This is a genomic window from Ensifer sp. 1H6, assembly GCF_001976035.1.
Classification (GTDB): Bacteria; Pseudomonadota; Alphaproteobacteria; order Rhizobiales; family Rhizobiaceae; genus Ensifer; species Ensifer canadensis.
Genome location: NZ_MOAI01000039.1, coordinates 18,654 through 42,912 on the forward strand (window position 1 = coordinate 18,654; position 24,259 = coordinate 42,912).

Annotated in this window: 21 protein-coding genes; 16 read left to right on the forward strand and 5 right to left on the reverse strand. The window is 60.9% G+C overall.

Going from position 1 to position 24,259, the window contains the following annotated elements; genetic code table 11:
- Positions 1-194: 194 nt before the first annotated feature.
- Positions 195-1,424 (reverse strand): glycosyltransferase family 4 protein, encoded by a 1,230-nt coding sequence (locus BKP54_RS30565; protein WP_084815354.1) that lies wholly within the window; start codon positions 1,422-1,424, stop codon positions 195-197.
- A 48-nt stretch (positions 1,425-1,472) separates the two neighbouring features.
- On the reverse strand, positions 1,473-2,045 hold the full coding sequence (locus BKP54_RS30570) for a MarR family transcriptional regulator (protein WP_025431413.1): 573 nt from the start codon (positions 2,043-2,045) through the stop codon (positions 1,473-1,475).
- A 192-nt stretch (positions 2,046-2,237) separates the two neighbouring features.
- Between BKP54_RS30570 and BKP54_RS30575 the strand changes: the two genes are divergently transcribed.
- From BKP54_RS30575 to BKP54_RS30625, 11 genes are all read left to right on the forward strand, one after another.
- Entirely contained in the window at positions 2,238-4,019 is a 1,782-nt protein-coding gene (locus BKP54_RS30575) for a type I secretion system permease/ATPase (RefSeq protein WP_084815355.1), read from the forward strand.
- Positions 4,016-5,416, forward strand: coding sequence for an HlyD family type I secretion periplasmic adaptor subunit (locus BKP54_RS30580; RefSeq protein ID WP_025431415.1), 1,401 nt, complete (start codon positions 4,016-4,018; stop codon positions 5,414-5,416). The genes BKP54_RS30575 and BKP54_RS30580 overlap by 4 nt, the downstream gene beginning before the upstream one ends.
- A 265-nt stretch (positions 5,417-5,681) precedes the next feature.
- Complete coding sequence (locus BKP54_RS30585) at positions 5,682-6,341, forward strand: calcium-binding protein (RefSeq protein WP_057217270.1); 660 nt, start codon at positions 5,682-5,684, stop codon at positions 6,339-6,341.
- A 133-nt stretch (positions 6,342-6,474) separates the two neighbouring features.
- A complete protein-coding gene (locus tag BKP54_RS30590; protein ID WP_234907956.1) occupies positions 6,475-8,658 on the forward strand; it encodes a glycosyltransferase in 2,184 nt (727 codons plus the stop codon).
- Complete coding sequence (locus BKP54_RS30595) at positions 8,655-9,494, forward strand: class I SAM-dependent methyltransferase (RefSeq protein WP_057208421.1); 840 nt, start codon at positions 8,655-8,657, stop codon at positions 9,492-9,494. The genes BKP54_RS30590 and BKP54_RS30595 overlap by 4 nt, the downstream gene beginning before the upstream one ends.
- Entirely contained in the window at positions 9,491-10,744 is a 1,254-nt protein-coding gene (locus BKP54_RS30600) for a glycosyltransferase family 4 protein (protein ID WP_084815356.1), read from the forward strand. The genes BKP54_RS30595 and BKP54_RS30600 overlap by 4 nt, the downstream gene beginning before the upstream one ends.
- A gap of 9 nt (positions 10,745-10,753) precedes the next feature.
- Positions 10,754-11,485 (forward strand): hypothetical protein, encoded by a 732-nt coding sequence (locus tag BKP54_RS30605; protein ID WP_084815357.1) that lies wholly within the window; start codon positions 10,754-10,756, stop codon positions 11,483-11,485.
- A gap of 14 nt (positions 11,486-11,499) precedes the next feature.
- Positions 11,500-13,728, forward strand: coding sequence for a hypothetical protein (locus BKP54_RS30610; RefSeq protein ID WP_128090534.1), 2,229 nt, complete (start codon positions 11,500-11,502; stop codon positions 13,726-13,728).
- Positions 13,725-15,059 carry a glycosyltransferase family 4 protein gene (locus tag BKP54_RS30615; RefSeq protein WP_025431422.1) on the forward strand — a complete coding sequence of 445 codons (1,335 nt, stop codon included), beginning with the start codon at positions 13,725-13,727 and terminating at the stop codon, positions 15,057-15,059. The genes BKP54_RS30610 and BKP54_RS30615 overlap by 4 nt, the downstream gene beginning before the upstream one ends.
- Before the next feature lie 12 nt (positions 15,060-15,071).
- Entirely contained in the window at positions 15,072-16,259 is a 1,188-nt protein-coding gene (locus BKP54_RS30620) for a polysaccharide pyruvyl transferase family protein (protein WP_084815359.1), read from the forward strand.
- A gap of 17 nt (positions 16,260-16,276) precedes the next feature.
- On the forward strand, positions 16,277-17,164 hold the full coding sequence (locus BKP54_RS30625; RefSeq protein WP_084815360.1) for a UTP--glucose-1-phosphate uridylyltransferase: 888 nt from the start codon (positions 16,277-16,279) through the stop codon (positions 17,162-17,164).
- 299 nt (positions 17,165-17,463) lie between these two features.
- Here BKP54_RS30625 and BKP54_RS36865 read toward each other — a convergent pair whose 3' ends face one another.
- Positions 17,464-17,862 carry a hypothetical protein gene (locus tag BKP54_RS36865; protein WP_245317931.1) on the reverse strand — a complete coding sequence of 133 codons (399 nt, stop codon included), beginning with the start codon at positions 17,860-17,862 and terminating at the stop codon, positions 17,464-17,466.
- Positions 17,863-17,967: 105 nt separating this feature from the next.
- On the opposite strand from BKP54_RS36865, the gene BKP54_RS36870 reads away from it, so the two are divergent.
- The 3 genes from BKP54_RS36870 to BKP54_RS30640 all read left to right on the forward strand — a co-directional run bounded on the left by BKP54_RS36870 (position 17,968) and on the right by BKP54_RS30640 (position 20,467).
- Positions 17,968-18,165 carry a hypothetical protein gene (locus tag BKP54_RS36870; protein WP_245317933.1) on the forward strand — a complete coding sequence of 66 codons (198 nt, stop codon included), beginning with the start codon at positions 17,968-17,970 and terminating at the stop codon, positions 18,163-18,165.
- 254 nt (positions 18,166-18,419) lie between these two features.
- Positions 18,420-19,814, forward strand: coding sequence for a sensor histidine kinase (locus BKP54_RS30635; RefSeq protein ID WP_245317937.1), 1,395 nt, complete (start codon positions 18,420-18,422; stop codon positions 19,812-19,814).
- Positions 19,811-20,467 (forward strand): response regulator transcription factor, encoded by a 657-nt coding sequence (locus BKP54_RS30640; protein ID WP_084815361.1) that lies wholly within the window; start codon positions 19,811-19,813, stop codon positions 20,465-20,467. Before BKP54_RS30635 ends, BKP54_RS30640 begins: the two co-directional genes overlap by 4 nt.
- Here the strand turns inward: BKP54_RS30640 and BKP54_RS36170 are convergent.
- Together BKP54_RS36170 and BKP54_RS30650 are read right to left on the reverse strand one after the other, a co-directional pair.
- Positions 20,457-20,918 (reverse strand): hypothetical protein, encoded by a 462-nt coding sequence (locus tag BKP54_RS36170; RefSeq protein ID WP_198956891.1) that lies wholly within the window; start codon positions 20,916-20,918, stop codon positions 20,457-20,459. The two genes, BKP54_RS30640 and BKP54_RS36170, sit on opposite strands and share 11 nt — an antisense overlap.
- A gap of 195 nt (positions 20,919-21,113) precedes the next feature.
- Positions 21,114-21,380: a hypothetical protein gene (locus BKP54_RS30650; RefSeq protein WP_128090535.1), complete on the reverse strand. Its 267-nt coding sequence runs from the start codon at positions 21,378-21,380 to the stop codon at positions 21,114-21,116.
- 311 nt (positions 21,381-21,691) lie between these two features.
- Here BKP54_RS30650 and BKP54_RS30655 point away from each other — a divergent pair, with 311 nt between their 5' ends.
- Both BKP54_RS30655 and BKP54_RS30660 read left to right on the forward strand, forming a co-directional pair.
- Positions 21,692-22,447, forward strand: coding sequence for a GGDEF domain-containing protein (locus BKP54_RS30655; protein WP_084815364.1), 756 nt, complete (start codon positions 21,692-21,694; stop codon positions 22,445-22,447).
- Between the two features lie 441 nt (positions 22,448-22,888).
- Entirely contained in the window at positions 22,889-24,250 is a 1,362-nt protein-coding gene (locus tag BKP54_RS30660) for a TolC family outer membrane protein (protein ID WP_225906504.1), read from the forward strand.
- Positions 24,251-24,259: the final 9 nt, after the last annotated feature.

Genomic DNA, 24,259 nt, shown 5'->3' on the forward strand with positions numbered 1-24,259 from the left:
GTAACGCCCTCAGAAGAAACGATAACGCATATCGATGGAGTTTCTGAACCGACGACAGCTATACTGTCGATCGCCATTCATCACGCTGATTACGTAGCAGTGAATTTCGCAGTGCACAACGGCAAAATACATAGAGCGTCCAACAATAAACATAACAAATACTTCAATATTTGAAGTATTCTGAAATGTTATTGTCACATTGCTGCCGGACGCCCCGTCATCGTTGTCATAAGGTCTCGCTGGCGCAGCAGGCAATCCTCGAGCCGGAAGCGCCGCTCGACAGTCCTTCGCGCTGCCGCCCGCATGCCAACGGACGCCTGCGGATTGCTGACGGCGCCGAGGATTGCTTCACTGAGCGCGTCGGCGTCGAAGAACGGCACAAGGATACCGTTGTGACCCGAGCGAATGACTTCGCGAACCGGAGGCGTGTCGGATCCGATAACCAAGGCGCCGCATGCCATGGCCTCGAGCACGGACCAGGAAAGCACGAACGGATAGGTCATGTAGACATGCGCAGCGGAGACCTGAAAAAGCTGGCGAAGGATGTGGTGCGGGACAACGCCTGGAAAGATGATGTTGTCAGGCGGCACCTCGAGCGAGGCGAGCAGGTGCGATTTCCACGAACCACCACCAGGAGGCGGCGGCCCGTAGCTGGTTCCGTCACCTCCAACGAAGACGAAAACCGTGTCAGGACGCTTCTTCACGACTTGGGCGGCGGCTTGCAGTGCCTGGGGAAAACCACGATAGGGCTCAAGATCGCGGGCGACAAAGGTGACCACCGGCGGATCATTGGCCTTCAGCACGCGACCGTCCGGAAGCCGCACCGACGCCGAAGCGTTGGGGCGGAACAGCGCGGTATCGATACCTTCGTGGCAAACGGCAATGCGCTCGCGCGTATCGGCGGGATAAAGGCTCTTTTGCCATTCGGTGGGGCTGATGCCGCCATCCATGGCTTCCAGTGACAGCAATTGCGCGACGTTGCGCAGTCGCAATCTCTTGCGCTCTTCGAGGTCAGGTTGATCGTCGGGCGCAAAGCCGATATCGGCCCCCTGCGACCGATAGAAAAACTCGCAGTAGCCAAGGGCCGGAACCCGAGGAAGGGCATCCTTGACGAACATCATGCTACCCCAGCCGATGTGGCCGACGACGATGTCCGGCGTCATGTCCTGTCGCGTCATCGCATCGAGCGTTTCGGCAACGCGATGTCCGATCCGGGCATGGTGATCCGGCACCGCCATGTGCCGAGCGATGGCCGCGGACATGCGCGGCCCGGGCTCGGCCCGGTGCCGAATGACGCGCACGGACGGAATCTTCTGATCCACGGTTTCGGTGATCAGGCTGACGCTGTTGCCCGACCGCACCAGGTCAGCCGCCAACGCGGCGAACTGGCCGAAGCCGCGCCGATGAACAAATGCCACATGCATGCTATCTAATCCGCTACCTGAATGACGTCCACATTGGGTTCCGCCCGGTCACATGTCGTAACGTGACGCGCTGCCCCAGACGAGTTCGAGTTGATGCAGGGTCTGAAAGGCGGTCTCCAGGTTCTGGCGATCCTGATGGCCGCGATTGAGCGCCCGCTCGTAGGCCATCGCCGCGTCGCGCAAGTTCGCCCTCAGCAGCCGGCCCTTTTCCGTCAGCTTGATGCGCGCCGAACGCTTGTCGCGCTGAGAGGCAACCCGATCGATGTAGTCGCCATCTGCCAGTTGCTTCAGATAGTACGACACGTTCGAGCCGACATAGTGCCCGCGATCGAGCAGCTCGGCCACCGAAAGCTCGGCATCTCCGATTGCCAGCAAGACCATGGCCTGAGCCGGACCGATGTCGTCGACACGCAGCTTGGTCAGCTCGGCGCGCACCAAACCGGAAAACCGCCTGCTCACCCTCTCCATCAGGCGCGCAAGCTCGAAATAGGTCAGCTGTCGGCAATCGTTCGCGGCTTCTGCCTGATCGTGGGCTCCTACCGCCTTCGACGTCTGGTCCTCCTGCTGGAGCAACGACACATCTTTGATCCCCGTGGACGGATAGAGTACTCTTTCATTCATCCAACTCTCCATTTCGCAATTTACTTCAAATCTTGAAGTAAATCAGACTACAACAACCCCTCCCCTCTACCTTGAACTTGCATTACCTCTTACTTTTGTGCCACACATAGCGAAGCAATACTACGCTTCACCCTATTTTAAAGCCAGACGTCCTCCACGGATGGCTTTAACGTCAACCTCAGGCTACCGCCCATGCGTGATACTGTTCGGAACGAGACGATAAGCAACGCTCAAATTTTAGGGGTTCTGCGCCAGGATGAGATTATCAATCCAAGATTGCTAATATTGCAAGCCAAGCGTGTGTTTCTTTCCGTATCACTTTACGCCGCATTGCTCAGTGTCTGCATAAGCCTGCTTCAGCTCACGATACCGCTGTTCATGCTGCAGATTCATGACAGGGTTCTCAACAGCCAGAGCTTTGATACGCTTACCATGCTGACGCTGCTCGCGATCAGCGCATTGGTCGTCTATGGGGTCCTAGATCTTATCCGAGCCCTAGCTTTCCAGGCGATGGGCAGCGCCATCGTGCGAAGACTGAATGCTCCGGTTCTGGCATCGGCGGTGCAGGCATCGGTGAACCAGGGGCTTACTCGCGCCGCCCAATCCCTCCGCGACCTGTCGGAACTTCGCAGCTTCCTCACTTCATCGGCGGTGGTCGCACCGCTCGACGCCGCCTGGTCCCCGATCTTTCTAGGGGCGCTGTTCCTGCTGCATCCGCTTTTCGGCCTGATCGGCGTCGTGTCCGTGGCGTTGCTCGTGTGCTGCGGACTGGTCAACGATTTGATGACGCGCCAGCTCACCAAGGAGGCCAACCAGGCGAATGTCGAAGCGGTCTCAAAGATCGCCGGCTCCCTTAGGCACGCCGAGGCGATCGAGGCGATGGGTATGTTGCCGGCGCTCGCAAAGCGCTGGCGCGGCCTGCAAATCCACGCTTTGGGCGCTCTTGAGGCCGGAGGAACCAGGAGCAGGGCGATGGCGTCGCTGACGCGCAGCCTGCGCTATTCGATCCAGGTGATCACGCTCGCCGCCGGCGCCCTGCTGGTTCTCGACCAGGCCATCACCCCCGGCCCGATGATGGCTTCGAGCATCCTTGTCGGCCGTCTGCTCATCCCCTTCGACACGATCATTGAAAACTGGCGCCAATGGGTGCTTGCCATTGCCGGCTGGCGCCGCCTCGAGGCGGCGATCGGCGAAGATCTGGCAATCCGCCAGACGACACCAACGCCCCATTCGGTCGGCGACGTGGGCGACATGATTGTGGATAAACTCGTTTACGCCGTCCCCGGCGTCGAGGTTCCGATCATCAAGGGCATTTCCTTCTCGCTTTCCCCCGGCGAAGTGCTGGGCGTGGTCGGTCCGTCGGCCGCCGGAAAATCGACGCTGGCCCGGCTGCTGGTCGGCATCTTGAAGCCGACCTCGGGTGGGGTCTTTCTCGATGGCCACAATACTTACCTTTGGGAGCGCGGGTCCTTCGGGGAATCGGTCGGATACCTCCCGCAATCGGTATCGCTGCTGGAGGGCACGATCCGGGAAAACATCGCCAGAATGGAAGATGGGGACCCCTACAAGGTCATAGAGGCCGCGCGGCTTGCAGAAGTGCACGAGATGATCGGCCGCCTGCCGCTCGGCTATGACACGCCCGTCGGCGATGGCCACCTGACGCTTTCCGGTGGACAAAGGCAGCGCATCGCGCTGGCGCGCTGCCTCTACAATCGCCCGCGCCTAGTCGTTCTCGATGAACCCAATGCCAACCTCGATTCGCTTGGCGAGCGCGCTTTGGTGCGTGCGATCCAGCGCATGCGCGACCAGGGTGCCATCGTCATCATGATCGCCCACCGGCCATCGATCATGCAGGTCGCCGACAAGCTTCTTGTCCTCGAAAATGGTCGTATCAGCCAGTTTGGGCCGCGAACGGATATCCTGACGACCGTGCCTGGGCCCGGCGAAACTCGGCGCGAGGTTGCTTCCGCATGACCGACAAACACATGCTTCCGCTTCGTCCGCAGCCTTCAGAGCCCGTTGTCAGACCGCTGGCAAAAATCGCCCCTCAGGCGGCACCGACCCTGGCCGATATCGATGACGCGCATTCCGAACGCGCGCTTCGCCGCCTGATGGTCGCGGGGCTTGCGACCATCATCGTATCCTTCGGCGGCTTCTTCACATGGGCGGTGTCGACGGAACTCAGCAGCGCGACCGTTGCCAACGGCAGCGTGATCGTCGACTCCAAGCGCAAGACGATCAGCCATTTCGAAGGAGGCGTCATGGGGCGCCTTCTGGTTCAGGAGGGCGAACAGGTGGCCGTGGGTCAGCCGCTCATCCTCTTGGAAGACACGCGGGCACGCTCCAACTTGAATGCCCTCACCAGCCGTCGCATCGGCCTCATTGCCAGGCTCGCCAGGCTCAAGGCGGAACAGGACGGCGCCGCCGCAATCGCCTTCCCGAAAAATTTCGGCGAAGCCGGCGAGATCGCCGTCGACGAAGCGATCAAGGCGGAGAATGTCTTCTTCGACAAGCGACACGAGGCCAAGGCCGGGCGCGTCGATGTTCAGACGAAAACGATCGAGGAATATGGCGAACAGACAAAATCGCTGCTCATCCAGCTTGAAGCGACCGACCGGCAGATCGCCCTCATCACCGAACAGCGCACCGCAATCGCCACGCTGGTCGAGAAGGGCTTCGTGCAGCGCGCGAAGCTCATAGAGGTCGATACGCGCCTGAGTGAGCTCGCCAGAGCGCGCGGCGAACTGGCCGGCGATAAGGCGCAGGCAGAAAAGGCAAGGGCTGGCGCCCAACTCGCGCTGATCGGCATCGAAAGCGAGTTTCAATCGACCATCGCGGGTGAGATCACCACGGCGCGCATCGACCTGACGGATGTCGAAGAACAGATCGTTGCGGCAAAGGATGTCTTGCGGCGCATGGAAATCCGCTCGCCGCAGGCAGGCGTGGTCAGCAACATCTGGCTGCGTACCCCCGGAAGTGCTGTCACGCCCGGCCAGCCCCTGATGGAAATCGTACCCGAAGACGAGCCGTTGGTCGTCGAGATGCGCGTCAACCCTCGTGACATCGACAGCATATCGGTGGGCTCTCCGACGCAGATCCGTCTGACCGCCTACAATCAGCGCTCGCGCATGCCCTTCAATGGCGCGGTGACCTACATTGCAGCGGACCAGACGGTCGATGAGAAGTCGGGTGCCTCCTATTTCACCGCTCGCGCCAAGATCGATGCGGCGTCTCTTGCTGCCGATCCCGATGTTCGCCTGTATCCGGGGGCGCCTGCCGAGGTGCTGATCGTGCACAAGGCACGCCGCGCCATCGACTACCTGGTGTCTCCGCTGACAGAGAGCTTCAATCGCGCTTTCAGGGAAGATTGATTCAGCGCCGACAGGCGGGATACGCAGTAAATTACTACAAATCTTGAACTAGTTTGCTACTAAACTACCCAATGAATCGCGGAAAACTATGTATAGTTTAATTTCTGTATTGATTTCCCACGAAAATTGGCAATAATGTCGCGAAGATTTTATGATTTAATCTGGAATCGATGTTGAAATATATTCGAGGCCGATGCACACTCCCGGCGCATCAACATCGACCTGGTCGGTGGACGTGCGATTTATCCACCAAGAGGAGAGGCAGATGGCCACACTAGAAGGCGGCGCATACGACGACGCGCTGTTCGGCTCTCGCTTCAACGATTTCATCCATGCTCGAGCGGGTGATGATTTCGTGAGCGGCGGCAACGGACATGACATCATTTTCGGTGACGAAGGTGACGACCAGCTTTTCGGCGGCAACGGCAACGATACGCTGTTTGGCGGCGAAGGCGACGACGTTCTCTATGGCGAGAACGGCAACGATACGCTGACCGGTGGATGGGGTGATGATCTCCTTTCCGGCGGCAATGGCAGCGACATTTTGCTCGGCGGTCAGGGTAACGACTTCCTGTCCGGCGGCAAAGGCAGCGACATGCTCTTCGGCGGTGGCGGCAATGACGTCATCGACGGCGGCGCTGGCGACGACCTCCTGGTTGGCGGTGCCGGCAGTGACGTCTTCGTATTCGACGGCGGCGGCGGCAACGACGTCATCCTCGACTTCACGCCCGGCGAAGATCTGCTGCAGATCTCGAAGGGCATCAATGGTCTCGATATCACCTCGCCTGACGACCTCGCTTCGCGGGTCACCCAGGTCGGCGGCAATGTCATCATCGACCTCGGCCACGGCGATTCACTGACCCTGGTCAACGTCGACGTCGACGACATTCACGCAAATCCCGAGAACTATTTCACGGTTCACTAAGCGTGGACTAGGCGTGCCCTGCATTCCTCCCGCAGGGCGCGCACTCCAAGAGGGATTGAATTTGCCGTTCAGCGATATCAAGCAGCCGAATACCGATCATCGGGACGCAAAGGCATTTCGTTTAGGATCGGACTTGGCTGTTCTCATCTGGGACCTGCCGCCGGGGCTGCCAATTCCGACGCGGCCGGTGCTGACGATGTCAAAGCCGCCGGTTCCGCTCGTGAGCGTAACTCTTTCGCTCGTTGACGGACATCAGCGAACGCTGTGGGCGATGCGGACAGCGAGAGCGCCGATGTCAGCCGTCATTGCCGTCGAAGGCAGCGACAGCGTAGTGCCGATCAACATCGAACCGGCAAGCGGTCTGCCTCCCCTCGACATGGAGCAGCTGTTCCTGGAACTCGCGCCGGAAGCGCGTATCAGATTTCTCAACGTCCTGCTGACGACGTGGCGAAGCGCATTCAAGGTCGCTAGCGACCCATATTTCTCACTTATCGTCGAAGACGCCCTCAACGCATTGGCGCCAACGCCTCGACCGGCGCGCATCACCTGCGAGCTGGGCCGCGGACGGTTCTTGATCGAAACGACCATCAATCCGGAGTTCGACGACAAGCTCGGGATCTATGTCGTGGGCGCGGCAAGCGTCAGCCAATTAAGGCCGAAGGCGATCATCCGTCGCGGCACACGGGCAGGCTGGCAGGCCTGCCACTTCATTGCCGAGATGCCAAGCCTCAGCCCACCCTTTCAGATTGTGCTGCTCAGCAAGAACGGCATCGCCATAAGACAGCTTTCCGAGCGCGAAGCGCAATGTCCAAGCCTTACGCGCTGGTGGGCAGACAATCGCGACGCGCTCGAACTGCGCGAATTGCTCGTTCAGCATCTCGCCGCCTGGCCGAACGGTGGACCGGCGACCGCAATCGACCTGCAGGTCCGGGCGCCCTTGAAAGAACGTCACGTTCCGAGAGCGGCACAGCAGCCATCCGGACAGGTCGACCTGGCGCTCGCCCTTTCCGACAGCCTGCTGGTCGGCGGATGGTATCATGATCCGTCATCCATGCTCGCCGGCATCGACTATTTGCAGGCGGATGGCAAAGCGGTGCCGCTGGACGGCAATATCTACGAATTCCCCGGATGGGCGCAGACACAGGCCGACAAATCGAAGACGGACGTGACCGGCTTCGTTGCCCGGATACCCCTTGATCAACCGCTCGGCCCACTGCTTCAGCCGCGTTTTCAGATGCGGCTTGCCTCCGGGGCCGTGAAATCCCTCATCCCGCCGCCGCAACCCTTCGAACCCGTGCTGCAGCGAAACCAGATCCTGCGCGCGGTGCCGCCGCAACATGCCATCGACGATGCATTCCGCACGATACTTGCGCCGGCGCTTAGAGAAGTGGAGCAACGCCTGGGCAAGACGGTCGAGGTCAAGCGGACGAGAGACTACGGCCTGCCGCAGCATGCACCGCTCGTTTCCATCGTCATCCCGCTCTACAAGGTTCTCGATTTTCTCCGCTTCCAGTTGTCGGGCATGGCGACGGACCCCTGGCTCATGGAAAACGCGGAACTGGTCTTCGTTCTGGATTCCCCGGAAATTCAGGACGAGACCGAGCATCTGCTCGGCGGGCTGCACCTGTTGCACGGTTTGCCCATGCGGCTGGTGGTCATGAACCGGAACGGCGGCTACGCGCGGGCGTGCAATACCGGCGCGCGTATGGCGCGGGGCTCCGTTCTGGTCATGCTCAATTCCGATGTCGTGCCCTGCGAACCCGGCTGGGTGCAGACACTGATAGATCCGATCATGAGCGGGGCGTACGGCGCGGTCGGCCCCAGGCTGATCTTCGAAGACAAATCGCTGCAGCACGCAGGCCTCTATTTCGGCCGCGACCAGCGTGGGATCTGGCTGAACCACCACTTCTACAAGGGCATGCCCAGCGACTACATGCCGGCGCAGCAGGCGCGAACGGTTCCCGGTGTCACGGGCGCCTGCCTCGTCACCACGAGGGATCTCTACGAGAGCGTCGGCGGCTTCACCGAGGACTATATCATCGGTGATTATGAAGACAGCGACCTTTGCCTGAAGATCCGCCGGGCCGGCTTCGAGATCGGCTATGAGCCGTCGGCCTGCCTGTATCACTTCGAGCGCCAGTCGATCCGGCGCAGCCAGGACTACATGCGCGGGGTCGCCAGCCAATACAACTCCTGGCTCCACACACAGCGCTGGGACGATGACATCGCCGCGCTGATGGCGCGCGACTATCGATCGCCGAGCAGCCTCAAGACCGCGTCTCCCGATGACCACGCAATTGAATGGACGAATGCATGATCGATGCCCTGCCCCGCGATGAAATCGGTGCACCACCGCCACTGGACGACGCACATCTTCGCTGGCTGACCGACAGCGTGTCGCGCAACCGGTTCCTTCCGCAGCCGGACGCGAACAGCATTTTTGTCGGCGACGGTGATTTCCGTGCGATCGGCGCGGAGTTTCTCGGACATTTCATCCGCATGGGCGGCTTGCGGGCCAATCATCGTGTCCTCGATATCGGCTGCGGCATCGGTCGCATGGCCGTGCCGCTCACCCAATATCTCGATGGCGACCGAGGCCGTTATGATGGCCTCGATCCCGTGGAGGGCGGCATCCGCTGGTGCCGGTCGACGGTGACGCCGACCTATCCGAACTTCACCTTCCAACGCCTCGACATCGCCCATGATCTCTACAACCCGACGGGGACGATCAAGGGCCGCGAACTGAAACTGCCATTTGCAGACGCGCAGTTCGATTTCATCATCATGACGTCGGTCGTCACGCACCTGCCGGCCGACGAGGTCATGGCCTATCTGGCGGAGATCGTCCGGGTCCTGGCACATGGCGGCCGTCTGTTCATGACCGCCTTCATCGTCGACGAGATCGCCAGGCGAAATGCCACGGGGCGGCGCGATCCGCGCCTTGCCTTCGAGCGCGCCGGCCAGGGGCCCTGCTGGTTCGTACCGGGTCAGCCGCCGTTGGCCGCCGTCGGCTTCGACGATGGTTTTCTCGACGGCGCGTTCAATCGCACCGGTCTCTCGCTCGCGCTCAAGTCCTTTGGCCATTGGCGCGAACCGGGCGGCACACACTATCAGGATGTGCTCGTGGGTGAGCGTCACCGGAGCCGCCCATGAGCAAGCGCATTCTCGTGGTGGCGCACAATCATCCGGCCCTTCATCCCGGCGGCACGGAAGTCTTTGCGCACGATCTCTTCCGCGCCTACCAGCGCGCAGGACACGAGGCCCTGTTCCTGGGCGCGGTCAACCAGGTCCATCGCGAGGCCAGACCGGGCACGAGTTTCCAGGCCATAGGGCCGACAGGCGACGAAATCCTGCTTTGGGCGGGGCATTTCGATCGCTTTTTCATGAGCCAGATCGACCTTTACGGTTTCGTGCCGGATCTGGTGGAACTGCTGCGCGAATTCCGGCCCGATGTGGTGCATCTCCACCATATTCTGCTGATGGGCGCCGAGTTTCCACATATCGTGCGCAGAACGCTGCCGGCGTGCAAGATCGTCATGACCCTGCATGATTACTACCCGATCTGCCATCATGACGGCCTGATGGTGCGCACCGACAAGCGGGAGCTCTGCCATGGTTCAAGCCCGGACCGTTGTCACGCCTGCTTCAAGGACATCAAGCCCGACCGCTTCGCGCTCAGGGAACAACATCTCAAGGCGCTTCTGAGCACGGTTGATTGCTTCGCCGCGCCGAGCGAGTTCCTGAAACGACGCTATGTCGACTGGGGAATTGCCGAAGACCGCATCTCCGTCATTGCCAACGGCCTACCGCCCCAGGCGTTTGAGGCCGGCAAGGACAAACCTAAGAGCGGCCGCCCCGTCTTCGGCTATTTCGGCAACCTGAACCCTTGGAAAGGTATCAAGGTGCTACTGGAGGCGGCGCGCCAACTGATCGCCGATGGCGTCGACTTCGAGCTGCGCGTCCATGGCGGCGCACCGTTTCAGACCCAGGAATTTGTCGCCGACATCGACCGCCTGTTTTCCGAAACCGCACCCTTCGTCCAGCGGCGCGGCCCCTATCGGCGAGAAGATGTGGCAGCCCTCATCGGCGGCGTCGACTGCACCGTTGTCCCCTCCATCTGGTGGGAAAATGCGCCGCTGGTGATCCAGGAGGCGCAGGCGCAGGGACGCCCGGTGATCGCCAGCAATATCGGCGGAATGGCCGAACTGGTCAGGAACGGCGTCAATGGCCTGACCGTGGCACCCGACGATCCACGCCAGCTCGCAGCCGCCATGCGGCAGGTCATCGAAAAGCCGACGCTTCTGCGACAGCTTTCCGGCCGAGCCGTTCGCCCTGATGACATCGACACCACAGCCGGTCGTTACCTTGCTCTTTTCCATCTCCAGCAGGTTCAGGCCGCATAAAGAGGACCCATGGCCCAAGTCGCAGAAAAACTCGACACGCCGCCGCCCGAGAATGAAGGCGCCAAACCCATCAACGGTCGCGTCGATGCCATCGATGGGGGACGCCTGTTCGGCTGGGCGCACGATCCCGCCGCCCCCGGCCAACGGCTCAAAGTGCGCGTCCTCCTCGATGGCGCACCGGTCGCCGAAGCGATCGCCGACCGCAATCGCCCGGACCTCAAGCGAAACGGGATCGGTGACGGCCAGCACGCATTCGAAATCGCCCTGCCTGAGGCGGTGCAGAAGCGCAGCCGCGATCTCGTCGTCATGGCGTTTACGGGAGACGGAGCGGGGCAGCCCCTGCGCGTGCCGCAACCAGACGAACAGGCAGCCGAAGCGCTGATCGCAGCACCATTGACCAGGGTGCTCGACAAACTGGACGTGCTGATGGCTGCGCAGCGTCAGTTGCAGATTTCCCAACGTTCGCTGCAGCGCGTACCTCATATCGGTGCAGATGCGGCGGAGACCGACGGAGCGCAAGACCCGAGCGCCGGCATCGACGGCCTTCGTGCCGAGATGAGCCGACGGCTCGACGATCTGGACGTGCATCTGCTGCGAATGGATGGCGTCGTGGCGGGCATGGAGAAGACACTCTCCACACTTCAAAAGCGGGCGGGCGGCGAGACCAGGCCGCTCGTGTTGCTTCTCTTCGTCCTCATGGGATTTGCAGCCGGAGCGCTGCTGGCATTGCTGGCAAGATGATGATGCGGCAGGCGATGGCGAACGATGAAAGGCCCGCTGGCACCAACGGCACCCGCGCCGCGGGGGCGCCCTTGCGCTTCGGCAAGGGTCGGGCTGTTTCCGCTCGGATCGATCCGGAAACCATGCTCGTCCTTGGCAGCGGACGGGCCAGGGGCCACGCTGTTTCCGTCAGAGCCGATGGCGCCAAGCCCGCGCGAGACGGCGCTTCCGTTGCAAGCTGGCCCTTGACTGCATCGTCGCCGTCGGCGACGCACGGTTTTGCGGCGCTCCTGACGCAACCGAAGCCCGATGTGCCCATCTCGCTGATCGACGTTGACGATGGGCGCATCAGCGAGCGCTTCATCGTTGCCCCCAGACCGATTTCGATCGAAGACGCGGCAACCCTTATTGCGCAGACCGCAGCAGGAGAAACGGCCGTCGTCGTCAGTCGCCTCGCCGATCAGCTCATGGCGCAACCGGGCAACCGCAACAGGGTTTTCGCCGGACTTACGTTGATGAAGGCACTGCAGCCGTCCGACGGCTTCATCGAACTGGTCGGAGAGACCCATGACGGCGTCATCGTCATCATGGGCTGGAGCCGCGCGTTCGTTCCCGGCCGTTGCCAGGCCTATCTTCTAGCCGGCGCGACGACCGTCGCCGATTGTTTCGTCGCCAGTTTTGCCCGGCCGGATATACCGGAGGGCGAGCTGGGCTTCATCGCCGTTCTGGAAACGGGCGGGAGGGTGCGCGCCGACGCGCTCAAAGGCATCGTCTACAATGCCGGCGGAGGCTGGCACCTGACACCGGCGCATTCGCGCGTGCAGATCAGCGCGGCCCTGGACACTCCGGACCACATCCGGTCCGTGCTGCTCGAAGCCCGGGCAACGCCAGAGGCCATGCTGCGCCTGCGTTCGGCCGCAAACGGCTTCACCGGAAAGGACACGATTTCGAGCCTTCCATACCCGGTTCGCCTGGACGTTGACCGGGTGTTCGAAACCGATGAAGGCGACATGCTGATTTCGGGCTGGCTGCTCGACCCGGAGCACCATGTTTCCTCCGTCAAACTGCGGCGGCCGGGCGCAGAGGCCAGGCTCGACGACATCTGGACGCGCCTCGATCGGCTCGACGTTTCGCAGAGCTTCGCCGATCAACCCGCATTCCGGGCATCGCTCGACAGCGACGATCAGGCCCACGGATTTGTCGCCCATGCGAGACTGCCTGGCGGCAATCTCGACGCTACACCCTATCTCGAACTGACCTTGAGAGAAGGTCGGCGCGCGTTTCTGCCATTGACACCCAAGCGGATGCCGGCGCGACGGGCCGCAATCCAGCAATTGTCTTTGTTCGATGCCGCCAACTGGGCGCTGCCGGCGATCGTCGATCACCAGATCGTTCCGCTTCTCTCCAAGGCCGCCTGCGCCGCGCCGCGCATGGAAACGATCATCGACGTCGGGGTGTTCGACGAAAATGCCGGCGTTCCCATCATCGTCGGCTCCACCGTCGGAATGCCGGAAGTCGGCCCGCTCCTCGCATTGTTTGCGCTCGACCCGCAGACGCGCTGCGCTCCGCTCGTGATCGTTGTCAGCAAGCCCGCCTTCCAGAGGGATCTCGTCCGTCTTAGGCAACTGGCACGGTTTTATGGTCTCTCGGTTCGCCTGGTCTGCGCGGCCGCGGCACAGGATCGCTTCGATCTGCTGTCGGTCGGGGCGGAGGTGGTTTCATGCGACGCGATCGTAACCATGGCGGGCTCACTCGTCCCTACCGGCAAAGGCTGGTACGACGCACTGACGGCAGTCGGAGAGGCCCACGTCGGAAGCGTGATTTCGCCGATGCTTGCCTATGACGATCACTCGGTGAAATGGGCAGGAAGCTGGCTCTCCGAGGACGGCGATCAACTGCTGCTCGATCGCTATGCCGGTTATCCGCTGATGGCGATTGCGGCACTGCAATTGACACGGGTCGACGTGGCGTCGCTCGAATGCTGCATCATGCCGCGTGCGGTCCTGAACGACGCGATGCGCGATTGCGGCGTCTATCTCGGCTCAAAACAGAAGGCCTGCGAAATCGGCCTGCGGATCAACCGGGCAGGCACCGCTGCCTATTTGCTGCCGTCGATCCAATTGCTCGGCTGCGACGAGCCGATGTCGGGAGAGCAAAACGGCAAGCTTGCAGCTCTCGCCGAACGCATCGATGCGGAAATACTCAAGTCGCGGTGGCGAAGCGCTCACCAGAGCCAAAGATCGTTTGACAGGATTTCCGCATGAGGGAACAAAAGCTTCGCGTCCTGGTGATCTCGCATGCGCACCCCTCCTTTTCGCTGGGCGGGGCGGAGATTGCCTCGCACAACCTGCACCGCGGCCTGAACGCGATGGAAGGTGTCGAATCCGTGTACTTGGCGGCCGCCTCCCCGCCGCTGCAACGACACGCCTCATCGGCGCTGATGAGTGCGCGCCTGCCGCAGGAAGAGGTGTTGTTCCACACCGATGCCTATGATCATTTTCACCTGGCGAATGAGGACGTCGAGTCGATCGAGCGCGATCTCCTGCGCTTCGTGCGCGACGTGAAACCGGATGTCATTCATTTCCATCACGTTCTGGGGTTCGGTCTCGAGGCGCTCTATGCGGTGCGCTCCGCACTGCCAGACGCGGCAATCCTTCTCACGCTCCACGAATTCGTGCCGATCTGCCACAACCACGGGCAGATGGTGAAACGGCCGACCGGCCAGCTTTGCGAGCAGGCTTCGCCGACCGCCTGCAACAGCTGTTTTCCGGATATTCCGGCGTCAAGGTTCCTCCGGCGTGAAGCGCTCGTGCGGACCATGCTCCTCGATATGGTCGACGCGTTCGTTGCGCCAAGCGCCTTTCTCGCCAAGCGCTATGCGGAGTGGGGCATAGATCGCCAACGCATTCACGTCATCGAAAACGGGATCATGGGCGAGGAAGCGACACCCGCGCGCGAACTTGCGCGAAGCGACGCGCGTCGCAACCGCTTCGCCTTCTTCGGCCAGATGACGCCGTTCAAGGGCGTCGACGTGCTGATCGATGCCATCGGCCGCGTACCGGATGAGATCTGGGGTGATGACGCCTACCTGATGATCTTTGGCGCCAATCTCGAACGCCAGCCGGTCGAATTTCAGGCGCGGATGAAGAAGCTGATCGAGCGAGCCGGTCGTCGGGTCCGCTTCTACGGCAGCTATCAGAATGCCGATCTGCCGAAGCTCATGCGCTCCGTCGATTGGGTGATCTTCCCATCGATCTGGTGGGAAAACTCACCCGTCGTCATCCAGGAAGCGCTGCTGCACCGCCGGCCGATCATCTGCTCCGACATTGGCGGCATGGCCGAGAAAGTTCGCGATGGCGCCGATGGCCTGCATTTTCGCGCCGGCAACGGCCAGCACCTTGCGGATCGGATCGTCGAGGTCCTGAACGACGACACGGTCTGGGACCGCTTGCGCAGCAGCATGCGCGGTCCCTTCAGCTCCAAGGATTGCGCACGGGAACACCTCGGCGTCTATCGCAGCCTGCTGCGCGAAAAAGACGGTGCCGCGCAACGCGAACATCGCGTCGAGATGCGCGTCTCGTCACAGTTCCAATGACGGATTAAGCTTTTGGCACGCATATTGGTCATGATCCCCGCCGGCGAAGTCTACGCACATGACAGCGTTCGCTGGTATCAACATCAAGACATCCAGTCTCACATCAACCACTACCACAATATGGGCGATGCCTTCGTCTTCGACTCGTCGCTGAAACTGCTGCGGTTCGAAGAACTCGGTGTGCTCGAAATATCGGAATTCAGGCCACGCGACATCGCCCGGCTTCGGGAGGAATACGATTACGTGTTCCTGCGCGGATCAAATTACATTCACGACGCCATGAACTGGGAGGCGGCGGCAACGGTCCTGAAGGCGCTCGGCCTGCCAGTGATCGGCTTTGGCATCGGTGCACAGGCTCCGGTGGATGGAAAAATCAGGCTCTCCGACGATACGCGTGCCGTCCTGCGCTTGATGTCCGAATCGACGACATCAATCGGTGTGCGGGGTGCCTATTCGGCCGAGGTTCTGTGGGATCTCGGCATCCGCAACGTCCGGATCATCGGATGCCCGACCGCCTTCCGCCTGAACGATCCGGAATTGCGCATCACGCTGCCGCCGCTCGAACAGGTCCGCAAGGTCGGGGTCACCGTCAGGCGAGAAGTCTCCAATGCCTATGCCAAGGATATCGAACGCTATCTCGGCTTCCACCGCGAACTGGTGAAAACCATGGCTGGGCGCTTCGAGACCGTGCTGTTGACGCAGGGCGAGGTCGAGGAAAAGAAGCTTGTCCTGGGAGACGAGGTCCAGCGCGAAGAAGCACTCGCCGCGCTCAAGGCCGACCATTGGACATCGTCCTGGTATCTCGATGAGGCGATGCTGCGCCTCTACGAGCAAAGGCTGTTCTATTCTGATGTGGTTGCCGATTACGAACGGCTGATCCGCGCCCAGGACCTGGTGCTCGGCTACCGCCTGCACGGCAATCTCATGGCGCTGGCGAATGGGGTTCCGTCGATCTACTGCACCTATGACAGCCGAACGGCCGAGTTCTGCGACACATTCAAGATCCCCAGTTTCGACATCTTCGGGCAGCAGGCGTTCTGCCTCGAGGACTATTGGGACCAGGCCCTCTTCGACAGGTACAACCGTGCCTGGTTCCACACCTACGGCGAAATGTACCGTTTCCTCACTGAAAATGGTGTCGAGCACAAGATGCACGACATCCTCAAATCCCCACCCGCAAAAATCTCCCGAGTTGCTTGAAGCGAAAAGGTGCTGACATGCAGAACAAAGTGCGCAAGGCGATCATCCCGGCCGCCGGATTCGGTACGCGAATGCTGCCGGCGACAAAAAGCGTTCCCAAGGAACTGCTGCCGATCGTTGATCGGCCGATCCTCGACTACATCGTCAGCGAGGCGTTTGCCGCAGGCATCGAACACGTCATCATCGTCACCGGCCGCATGAAGGGTGCGATCGAGGATTATTTCGATCACGCATTCGAGGTCGACGCAACGCTGCGGCGAGCCGGCAAGAACCCGCTTGCCGATCGGCTGGCGACGGCAACGCCTGATGTCGGCAGCATCTCATTCGTGCGCCAGCAGCAGGCCCGTGGCCTTGGCCACGCCGTCTGGACGGCGCGCCACATCGTCGGCGACGAACCTTTCGCCGTGCTGCTGCCGGATATGCTGATGGTCGATCACGAACCCTGCCTCCAATCGATGACGACCCTTCACCAGCGACATGGCGGCAATGTCGTGGCGGTCGAACGATGCTTGCCGGAAGAGGCTCACAAATTCGGCATCGTTTCCCTGAAGCAGACCATTGGGGGCGCACTGGTCGATGGCCTCGTGGAAAAACCGGCCCCGGGCATGGCGCCGAGCAACCTGTTTATCTCCGGGCGCTACATTCTCCAGCCGGAGATCTTCAACATCCTCGAAAACCAGGAGCCGGGTGCAGGCGGCGAGATCCAGTTGACCGACGCGATGATTACCCTGATGAAAGACCAGGAAATTCGCGCTTTCGAATTCGGCGGCCGCACGTTCGACTGCGGAAATCCGACCGGCTTCGTCGCGGCCAACCTGCACATGGCAATGGCGCGCGCCGACATTGCAGCAGGGATCTCCGGCGAGATGCATGCACTCATGACGCCCGTGCGCGCAATCGCCTGATGGCGCGTAGGCTGCGCCGCGAGGAACGGCCATGCCGCCAGGTTGCGCAATCTGTGTTCGTGGCGCGGCGTTACGGTTCGAAGCTTGGTTTTTAGCTTTGTTTGCGCGTCTAATATGACGCGCGGCGCTGTAGAACATCAAAAGGCCCGCAGACATTCCTGTTTGCGGGCCTTGTTTGATTTGGCTGTCAATCTCTTCCGGATTTTCACCGATCACGAGACCGGAGAATCATTGGCGCCCCGTTAGCCGCCCGCGATCAACTGTCTGGTCCCGCCGAATGGCGGTCCACAACCGTCAATTCACGGGTGCCGGAGGAAGCGTGTCGCGGATCTGATCGATCTTGCCGACGTCGGCCCGACGCCAAGGATATCCTTGGCTTCGTCAAGCATGTCGTCGGTTACGACTCCGTCCTTCGAGAAGCCGGCAAGCGCGTCGCGCAGGGCCTCGTCGCTGAGGGCCGGATCGCTTGGGATGGCGTCTACGCCGTTCTCAGCTTCGAACTCGGCATAGGCGATGGCGTAGGCAGAAACCGCGGCCATTCGGGGATCGTTCGAGTTGAGATAAGCGTGATAGTTGCGGTTCAGCGAGCGCAGTCCCGGCGTGCCGACGCCAGCTTCAATTGGCTCCACCTTGGTCAGCTTGTCGGCCTTCGCAGCTTTTTTCGCCGTGTCCGGGCCTTTTTTGCCACGTGTGAACAATGATTTCCACGTCGGCGTGTCGCTAGCGCTGGCCTTGCTCGACCGGGTGTCCTTGCTTGCACGCGCGGTTCCCGATTTTCCATGGCTGGAACCTGAGCCCCCGCCATGGTTGCCGCCATTTCCATTTCCATTTCCATTACCACCGCCGCCGCCGCCACCGGAATTGCCATGGCCTTCCTTGGCCAGGGCTGTGCCCGCCGCACCGACCATCCCGCCTACCGCGGGGGCTACGACCAGACTCAGCGCCAAGGCGCCACGAGCGATTGCTTTCGCGAAAACCATAAGAAACTCCTCTTCGAATAGCCTCGGCACCGACTTCGATGAAGGCCGCGTTTGTAGAGAAGCGTAACTTATCTTGGGCAAAAGGGAGCTACTATGCCCCCCGGACCATTGCGGCGGCCTATAGGACCTTGGTCCTGTCGGGCAGACAGCCTAAGGTCCGATAAGGATTGAGAACCGTGCCACGGCATTGACCAGCCTGCCCAAGCGTTTAGGTTAACGCGGGTTTGTTGTACCACAGCGACGCTGGCGACCAGCAGTCGATCCCGGGAAATTTCGTGCGCGCCACCCAACTCATCAAAAATTGGAACGCCCGCTCACTGGCATCGCAGTTCCTGCTGATCGGCGGCCTTGTTGCAGCGGCTGCGATGGTGCTGGTTGGGGCGTTTGTTTCACGCCTTATCGAGGAGGCAGTCACTCGCAACTCCGCCGCAACCACGGCTCTCTATGTGGACAGTGTGATCGCACCGTTGTTGCCCGATATGCAGACGACCCAGATACTCGACGGCGCTGTCGCGCGCGCGCTCGACGAAACTCTTGGTCAGGGCGCCCTGGGAGACCGTCTCTTGTCCTTCCGCCTCTGGCGGGCAGACGGCACGGTTCTGTATTCAAGCGACGAAGCCCAGATTGGAAAACGGCTCGAGCTCAGCGACGAGCTGCGAACCGCATTCTCCGGCAGGATGGTGGCGCTCTTCGATCAATCAGGGGAGCAGTCGGACAAACGCCCTGCCGACACGCCGGTCCTTGAGATCTACAATCCGGTGCTGCAACCGTGGTCGGGAGAGGTCGTCGCAGTTTCTGAATTTCATGAGGTCTCCTATGATTTCCAAACTGGCTTGAACCAAGCGCGATTCTATACCTGGTTAGCGGTCGCGGCCTTTACGCTTGCATTTTTCGTGGTTCTCTCTGCGATCGTGCTGCGCGGCAGCCGGACCATTGAAACGCAGCGCCATGCGCTCAAGGACCGGATCGCCCAGCTTTCAGCACTGCTCGCCCAGAACGAAGCTCTACGGGGGCGGCTCCAGCGGGCCTCACAGCGTACGGCGGCGCTCAACGAAAGTCATCTGCGCCGCATCGGCGCTGATCTGCACGACGGGCCCGCGCAACTGCTGGCCTTCGCCTCCCTGCGGCTCGACAGCGATGCTTTCACGAACCCGAAAACACCCGGAGCGACGCGCGAGCGCAGCATCGCCGAAATCAAGGAAAGCCTCGATGAAGCAATGCAGGAGATCCGGACGATCTGCAGCGGTCTTGTTCTACCGCAGATCGAAACGGCGACCCTACCCGAGATCTTGAAGCGGGTCGTTCACGCCCATCAGCAACGAACGGAAACGACCGTGGAACTGTCGGTTTTCGACCCGCCTGATCACCTCGCTCTGTCCGCCAAAATCTGCATCTACCGTTTCGTGCAGGAAGCGCTCAACAACGCGTACCGCCACGGCGGCGGCGTCGGCCAGCGTGTCTCGCAATCGACGGTGGGTGAGCAGGTGACGGTCGAGGTCGGGGACAATGGGCCTGGCTTCGACCCGGATCGCGTCGAGCCAACGGGCCTTGGCCTTGAGGGATTAAGAGAACGCATCGAAAGCTTGGGTGGAGCCTTCGAGATTAAAGTCTCAACAACTGGCACCGTTGTTCGTATGACAATCAGCACCGAGGAGACAAAAGCGGTATGAAGACAGCGATACGCATAGCCGTGGTAGATGACCATCCCTTGTTTCGAGAGGGCGTAACAAGAAGCCTGCTGGAGATCGGCGGCTTCGAAATCGTTGCCGAGGGGAGTTCCAGGGATGATGCCCTGCTTATTGCCGAGAATCTGCGTCCCGATGTCATGCTGCTGGACATATCCATGCCGGGGGGCGGCTTGAACGCAATCCTACCTATCCTCGAGTTATCGCCGTCGCAAAAAATCATCATGCTGACCGTCTCCGAAACGAGCGACGATGTTACTGCAGCCCTCGAACGAGGGGCGCTGGGATATGTGCTGAAGGGTGTAGGTGGCCGAGCCCTGGCGGAAATCATACGCAACGTCGCCACGGGCGAGAGCTATGTCACTCCGGCGCTCTCGGCCAAACTTCTCTCCAATCGGACGCGCGGTCCATCAAACCTGTCGGCCCTGGTCGCCAGCCTGACCGCGCGTGAACATGAAGTGCTGCAGTTGGTGGCCGCAGGCATGAGCAACAAGCACGTCGCCCGGAAACTCGAACTTCAGGAAAAGACAGTAAAGCACCATATGACGCAGATCATGGCCAAGCTCAGCGTCACCAACCGAACCGAGGCTGCCATGGTGCTGCGCGACGCGGCCGATTGGCGTCCCCTCACTGAATGAGGGACTGAATTCGTTTCAAGTCCGCCAGGGTCGCCTTTCGGTTGATGATCGTGCGCCCCCGCGCATCCTTCATGATGTAGCGGCCGTTATTGATCTCCTCGCTCATGCCATCGGCATGGCGCACGCCGACCCTGGAAGCACCGCCGCCGGCACCCTTCGAATTGCCACGGGCATTGCCGCTGCTCGAGTTGTCTTTTCCAGACCTGCCCCCTCCGTTTCCTCCACCGTTTCCTCCACCGTTACCACCGCCATTTCCTCCGCCATTGCCTCCACCGTTACCACCGCCGCCGCCGCCACCATTGCCGTTATTCTCGCCGCTCTTGGCAAAAGCGGCCTGGGGAACAAGTTCCAGTAACGAGCCGGCAGGGCCGAGGGTATATGGAAGGGCTGTGGCGAACAGACAAACGGCTCCCGAGCTGACTGCGGTAAGAAACTTCCGACGCGTAGGCATGACATCTCCTCAGAACAGAACTTTGCCCGGGCTTCGACAGGTTGTCGAGATTGGGCATGCTCTGCCAGACCGCAAACCGGCGGCCAATAGCATGAGTTCAACCGAGACAACCGCCTCGACAAACCCCTGTAAATGAAAGCCCTGATCGCTGAAACGCGTTGGGCCAGGGCGCCGCGAACGACCCGTGGCAGGCTTTCAGTGCGGACCTTCGGCTTTGCCGGCACAGTTCACCTTCTCAATACAGGACATGAGCCGCATTTCAATATCGCGACACAGAACTTCAAACTCCCGGATCGCATCCTGCCGCGGATGCGTTTCTAGCTGCAACCTGTGCAGCTCCGTGACCGCCAGGTTGTAGGCTTGGCAAAGGTCAAGAAGAGACTCCAGAACATGTGTCCTGGGCGCCAGTTCTTGCCCGAGCGCCGGCGAAAGAAGTCGGTTCAGAGAGTTCTTGATCCTCATTTTCGTGACACCAGCCCAACATGCTGTCAGCGTGCGGAACAAGCGGGCCTGTGTCAAAGCGGACTGAAGTCGGATCAGGAGTAGGACCAAAGTCCGCCGGACGCGCTTTCCCGACAGCGGAAGAACGGGATTTTCCCCGCGGCCATCTTGAATTTGCACGCCGCGCGCGAATATTCAGGCAGCAGTTATGCCGTTTTGGTGCATTCCCTGGTACATTCTATGCGGTGCATAAAGTTGTAGATACCTAGGAAAGGGAATATGCATAAAACTGCACTAGACCGATTATCGTCAGTGAATCGGGAGCTGGATGCATGCAGAGAGAGTTACCATTCAACGGGCAGAGGGATTGGCGGATCGTGCGCTATGTCCTCGCTGGCATCGTTGGTTTCGCCGTACTCGCCCAGGTTCTGGTCTATCTCAGCCTGGTCGCTCTCGTCGATCGGCCCTATGCGGCCGCGGTGGTCGGCGCGGCCTTGATTTCCCTGCTGATGGGTGTGCCGCTGATCGTCGTCGCGGCCATGCAGTTTCGCCGCGCCCAGCGCCTCCGCAACCAGATCAACCACGTCGTTGCCCATGACGCCACGACCGGCTGCGTTACCGGCCGCGGGCTCGTCCAGCATGTCAATGGTCTCGAGCGCCGCCGTCAGCGCGGTGCCGAGGAGCTTCACGGGGCTCTCATCCATCTGCGGATCAACAACCTCGACGATGTCGGCGCCGCTTTCGGCCCGGAATGGAGTGATGAACTGCTCCAATTCGTCGCCTCCACCATCAGCACCTCGGTGCGGCGCGACGATGTCGTCGCGCGAACCGGTCCAGCGAGCTTCGACGTCCTGTTGGTGGGTGCGACCGAAGCCGATGCAGAGCACGTTTGCACACGCTTGACGAAAGCGCTGACCTCGTCGCATTTCGCAGCCGACGGCAGCAAGGTCGATCTTGCCTTCAGCGTTGGCGGTGCGTTGTTCGACGGCAGCGTTGACCTGGAGCAGCTGCGCCGCGCCGCCGCTTCCGAGGCCGTTGCTGTTGCGGCGACTCAGAGCGTCGGTTTTGTCCGCCTGCCCTCGGCTTGAATCAATGTGGGCGCTGGCGCTCACGTTAGGTGAAGATACAACCTTTGCGCGCGTCGACTGAGATCCAGCGGCTGAATTCGCGCCTGCATTGAGTTGTGGACGGCAACTTAGTCGCTCAAATCCTGAAGACGCGATGCGCGATCGGTTCTATTTCAATAGCTTAACGGATCCCGGCTTAGAGGGCGCGATTGTTCCATTTATGCAACATGGCCGTGCGAAAGGCTGGGATACTCTTGCACCACCCCAAAAGTGGTGGCCGCCTTTTATTACAGCTGTATTATTTAGCGATAAATTTCTGCAGTTGTAATGTGCGCTTGGATTTGCAAGCGTGACGTACTGATTGCGAGGGGGATAGTATTGAACGTGGGGAAAACCTTTAAGGGCGGGTTGTTTTCTATTCTGCTCGCGTCAACCGTGTTTGCGGGCGGTGCGGCCGATGCGATGACGCTCAGGGAAGCGCTTCAAATCGCGATGGAATCGAACCCGGAGATCGGGCAGTCGATGGAGAACCGCGAGGCGATCGAGTTCGAACTGCGGCAGGCCCGCGGTCTCTACCTGCCGAGCCTCGATGTGGAAGCTTCCACGGGCGTGCAACACCTCGAGGACGAAGCACGACGGCTCGGCTCCATCGAAAACGACCCGCTCTATCCTTCCGATGTCGGTCTGACAGTCACTCAGAAGCTCTTTGACGGCGGTGGTCGTCGTGCCGAACTGGAGCGGCAGGCAGCACGCGTCGACAGCGCCTCCTTCCGTGTGCTGGAACGTTCCGAAACCATTGGGTTGCAGATCGTCCGCGAGTACTTCGAGTATATTCTTCAGCAGCAGATCGTGGCGGAGGCCCGCAAGAACGTCGGCGTTCATCAGTCGATCCTATCGGATATCAGCTCGCTGATTTCAGGTGGAACGTTGACTGATGCGGATCGCCAACAGGCCAGTGAACGCCTGCTTTCCGCAAAGGCCCGCCTATTGGAAGCGGAGGAAGCGCTCGATACCGTCAAGATCAGCTTCAATCGCCTGGTGGGCCAGCCGCTTACCAAGCCGTCGATGCCGAAGTCGGTTGCGAACGTCTTGCCGAAAACGCTGGAGACGGCGATCGGCATCGCCCGCGGCAACAACCCGCGCATCAAGGCTGCCGATTCCGACATCAGTGTCGCGGACTCGCAGGTAAAGGCTGCGCGCTCGAGCATGTTTCCGGAGGTCTTTGCCGAAGGAAGCGTGCGCTCCGGAAACGATATCGACGGCGCGACCGGCAATTCCTGGGACGCGCAAGCGCGGATCGTCGCAAAATGGAATCTCTATCGTGGCGGCATAGACATCGCCAACGAGCAGGAACAGATGCGCCGGGCGAGCGAGCAGCGGCTGGTCTTCCACCAGGCGCATCGCGAGGTCGAGGAGGCCGTTCGCATTTCCTGGGAACGCCGCACGAGCCAGTATGACATTTCGCGCACGCTGAATGCACAAGCCCAGATGAACGTGCAGATCGTCGAGTCCTATCGCGAGCAGCTCAAGGTCGGCCAGCGCTCGCTGCTCGACGTGCTGGGCGCGCAGAACGCACGTTTCAATGTCAGCGTCCTGGCGAAAACATCGCAATATGCAGCCTTGTTTGCCGAATATCGCCTGCTTGCCGCAACTGGCCAGCTCCTGGCGACGATGCAGATCAAGGCACCGGCTCAATCCGAAGCCTATGCGCGCACCGAGTTCAATGTTCCGGACACGCCTGCTACGGAAACCTATCGCCGTGTTCCGTCGCGCCAGACGAACGATTTGCCGCTCGACTTGTTGGCGCCGATCCGGCAGAAATGATAGTCCTCG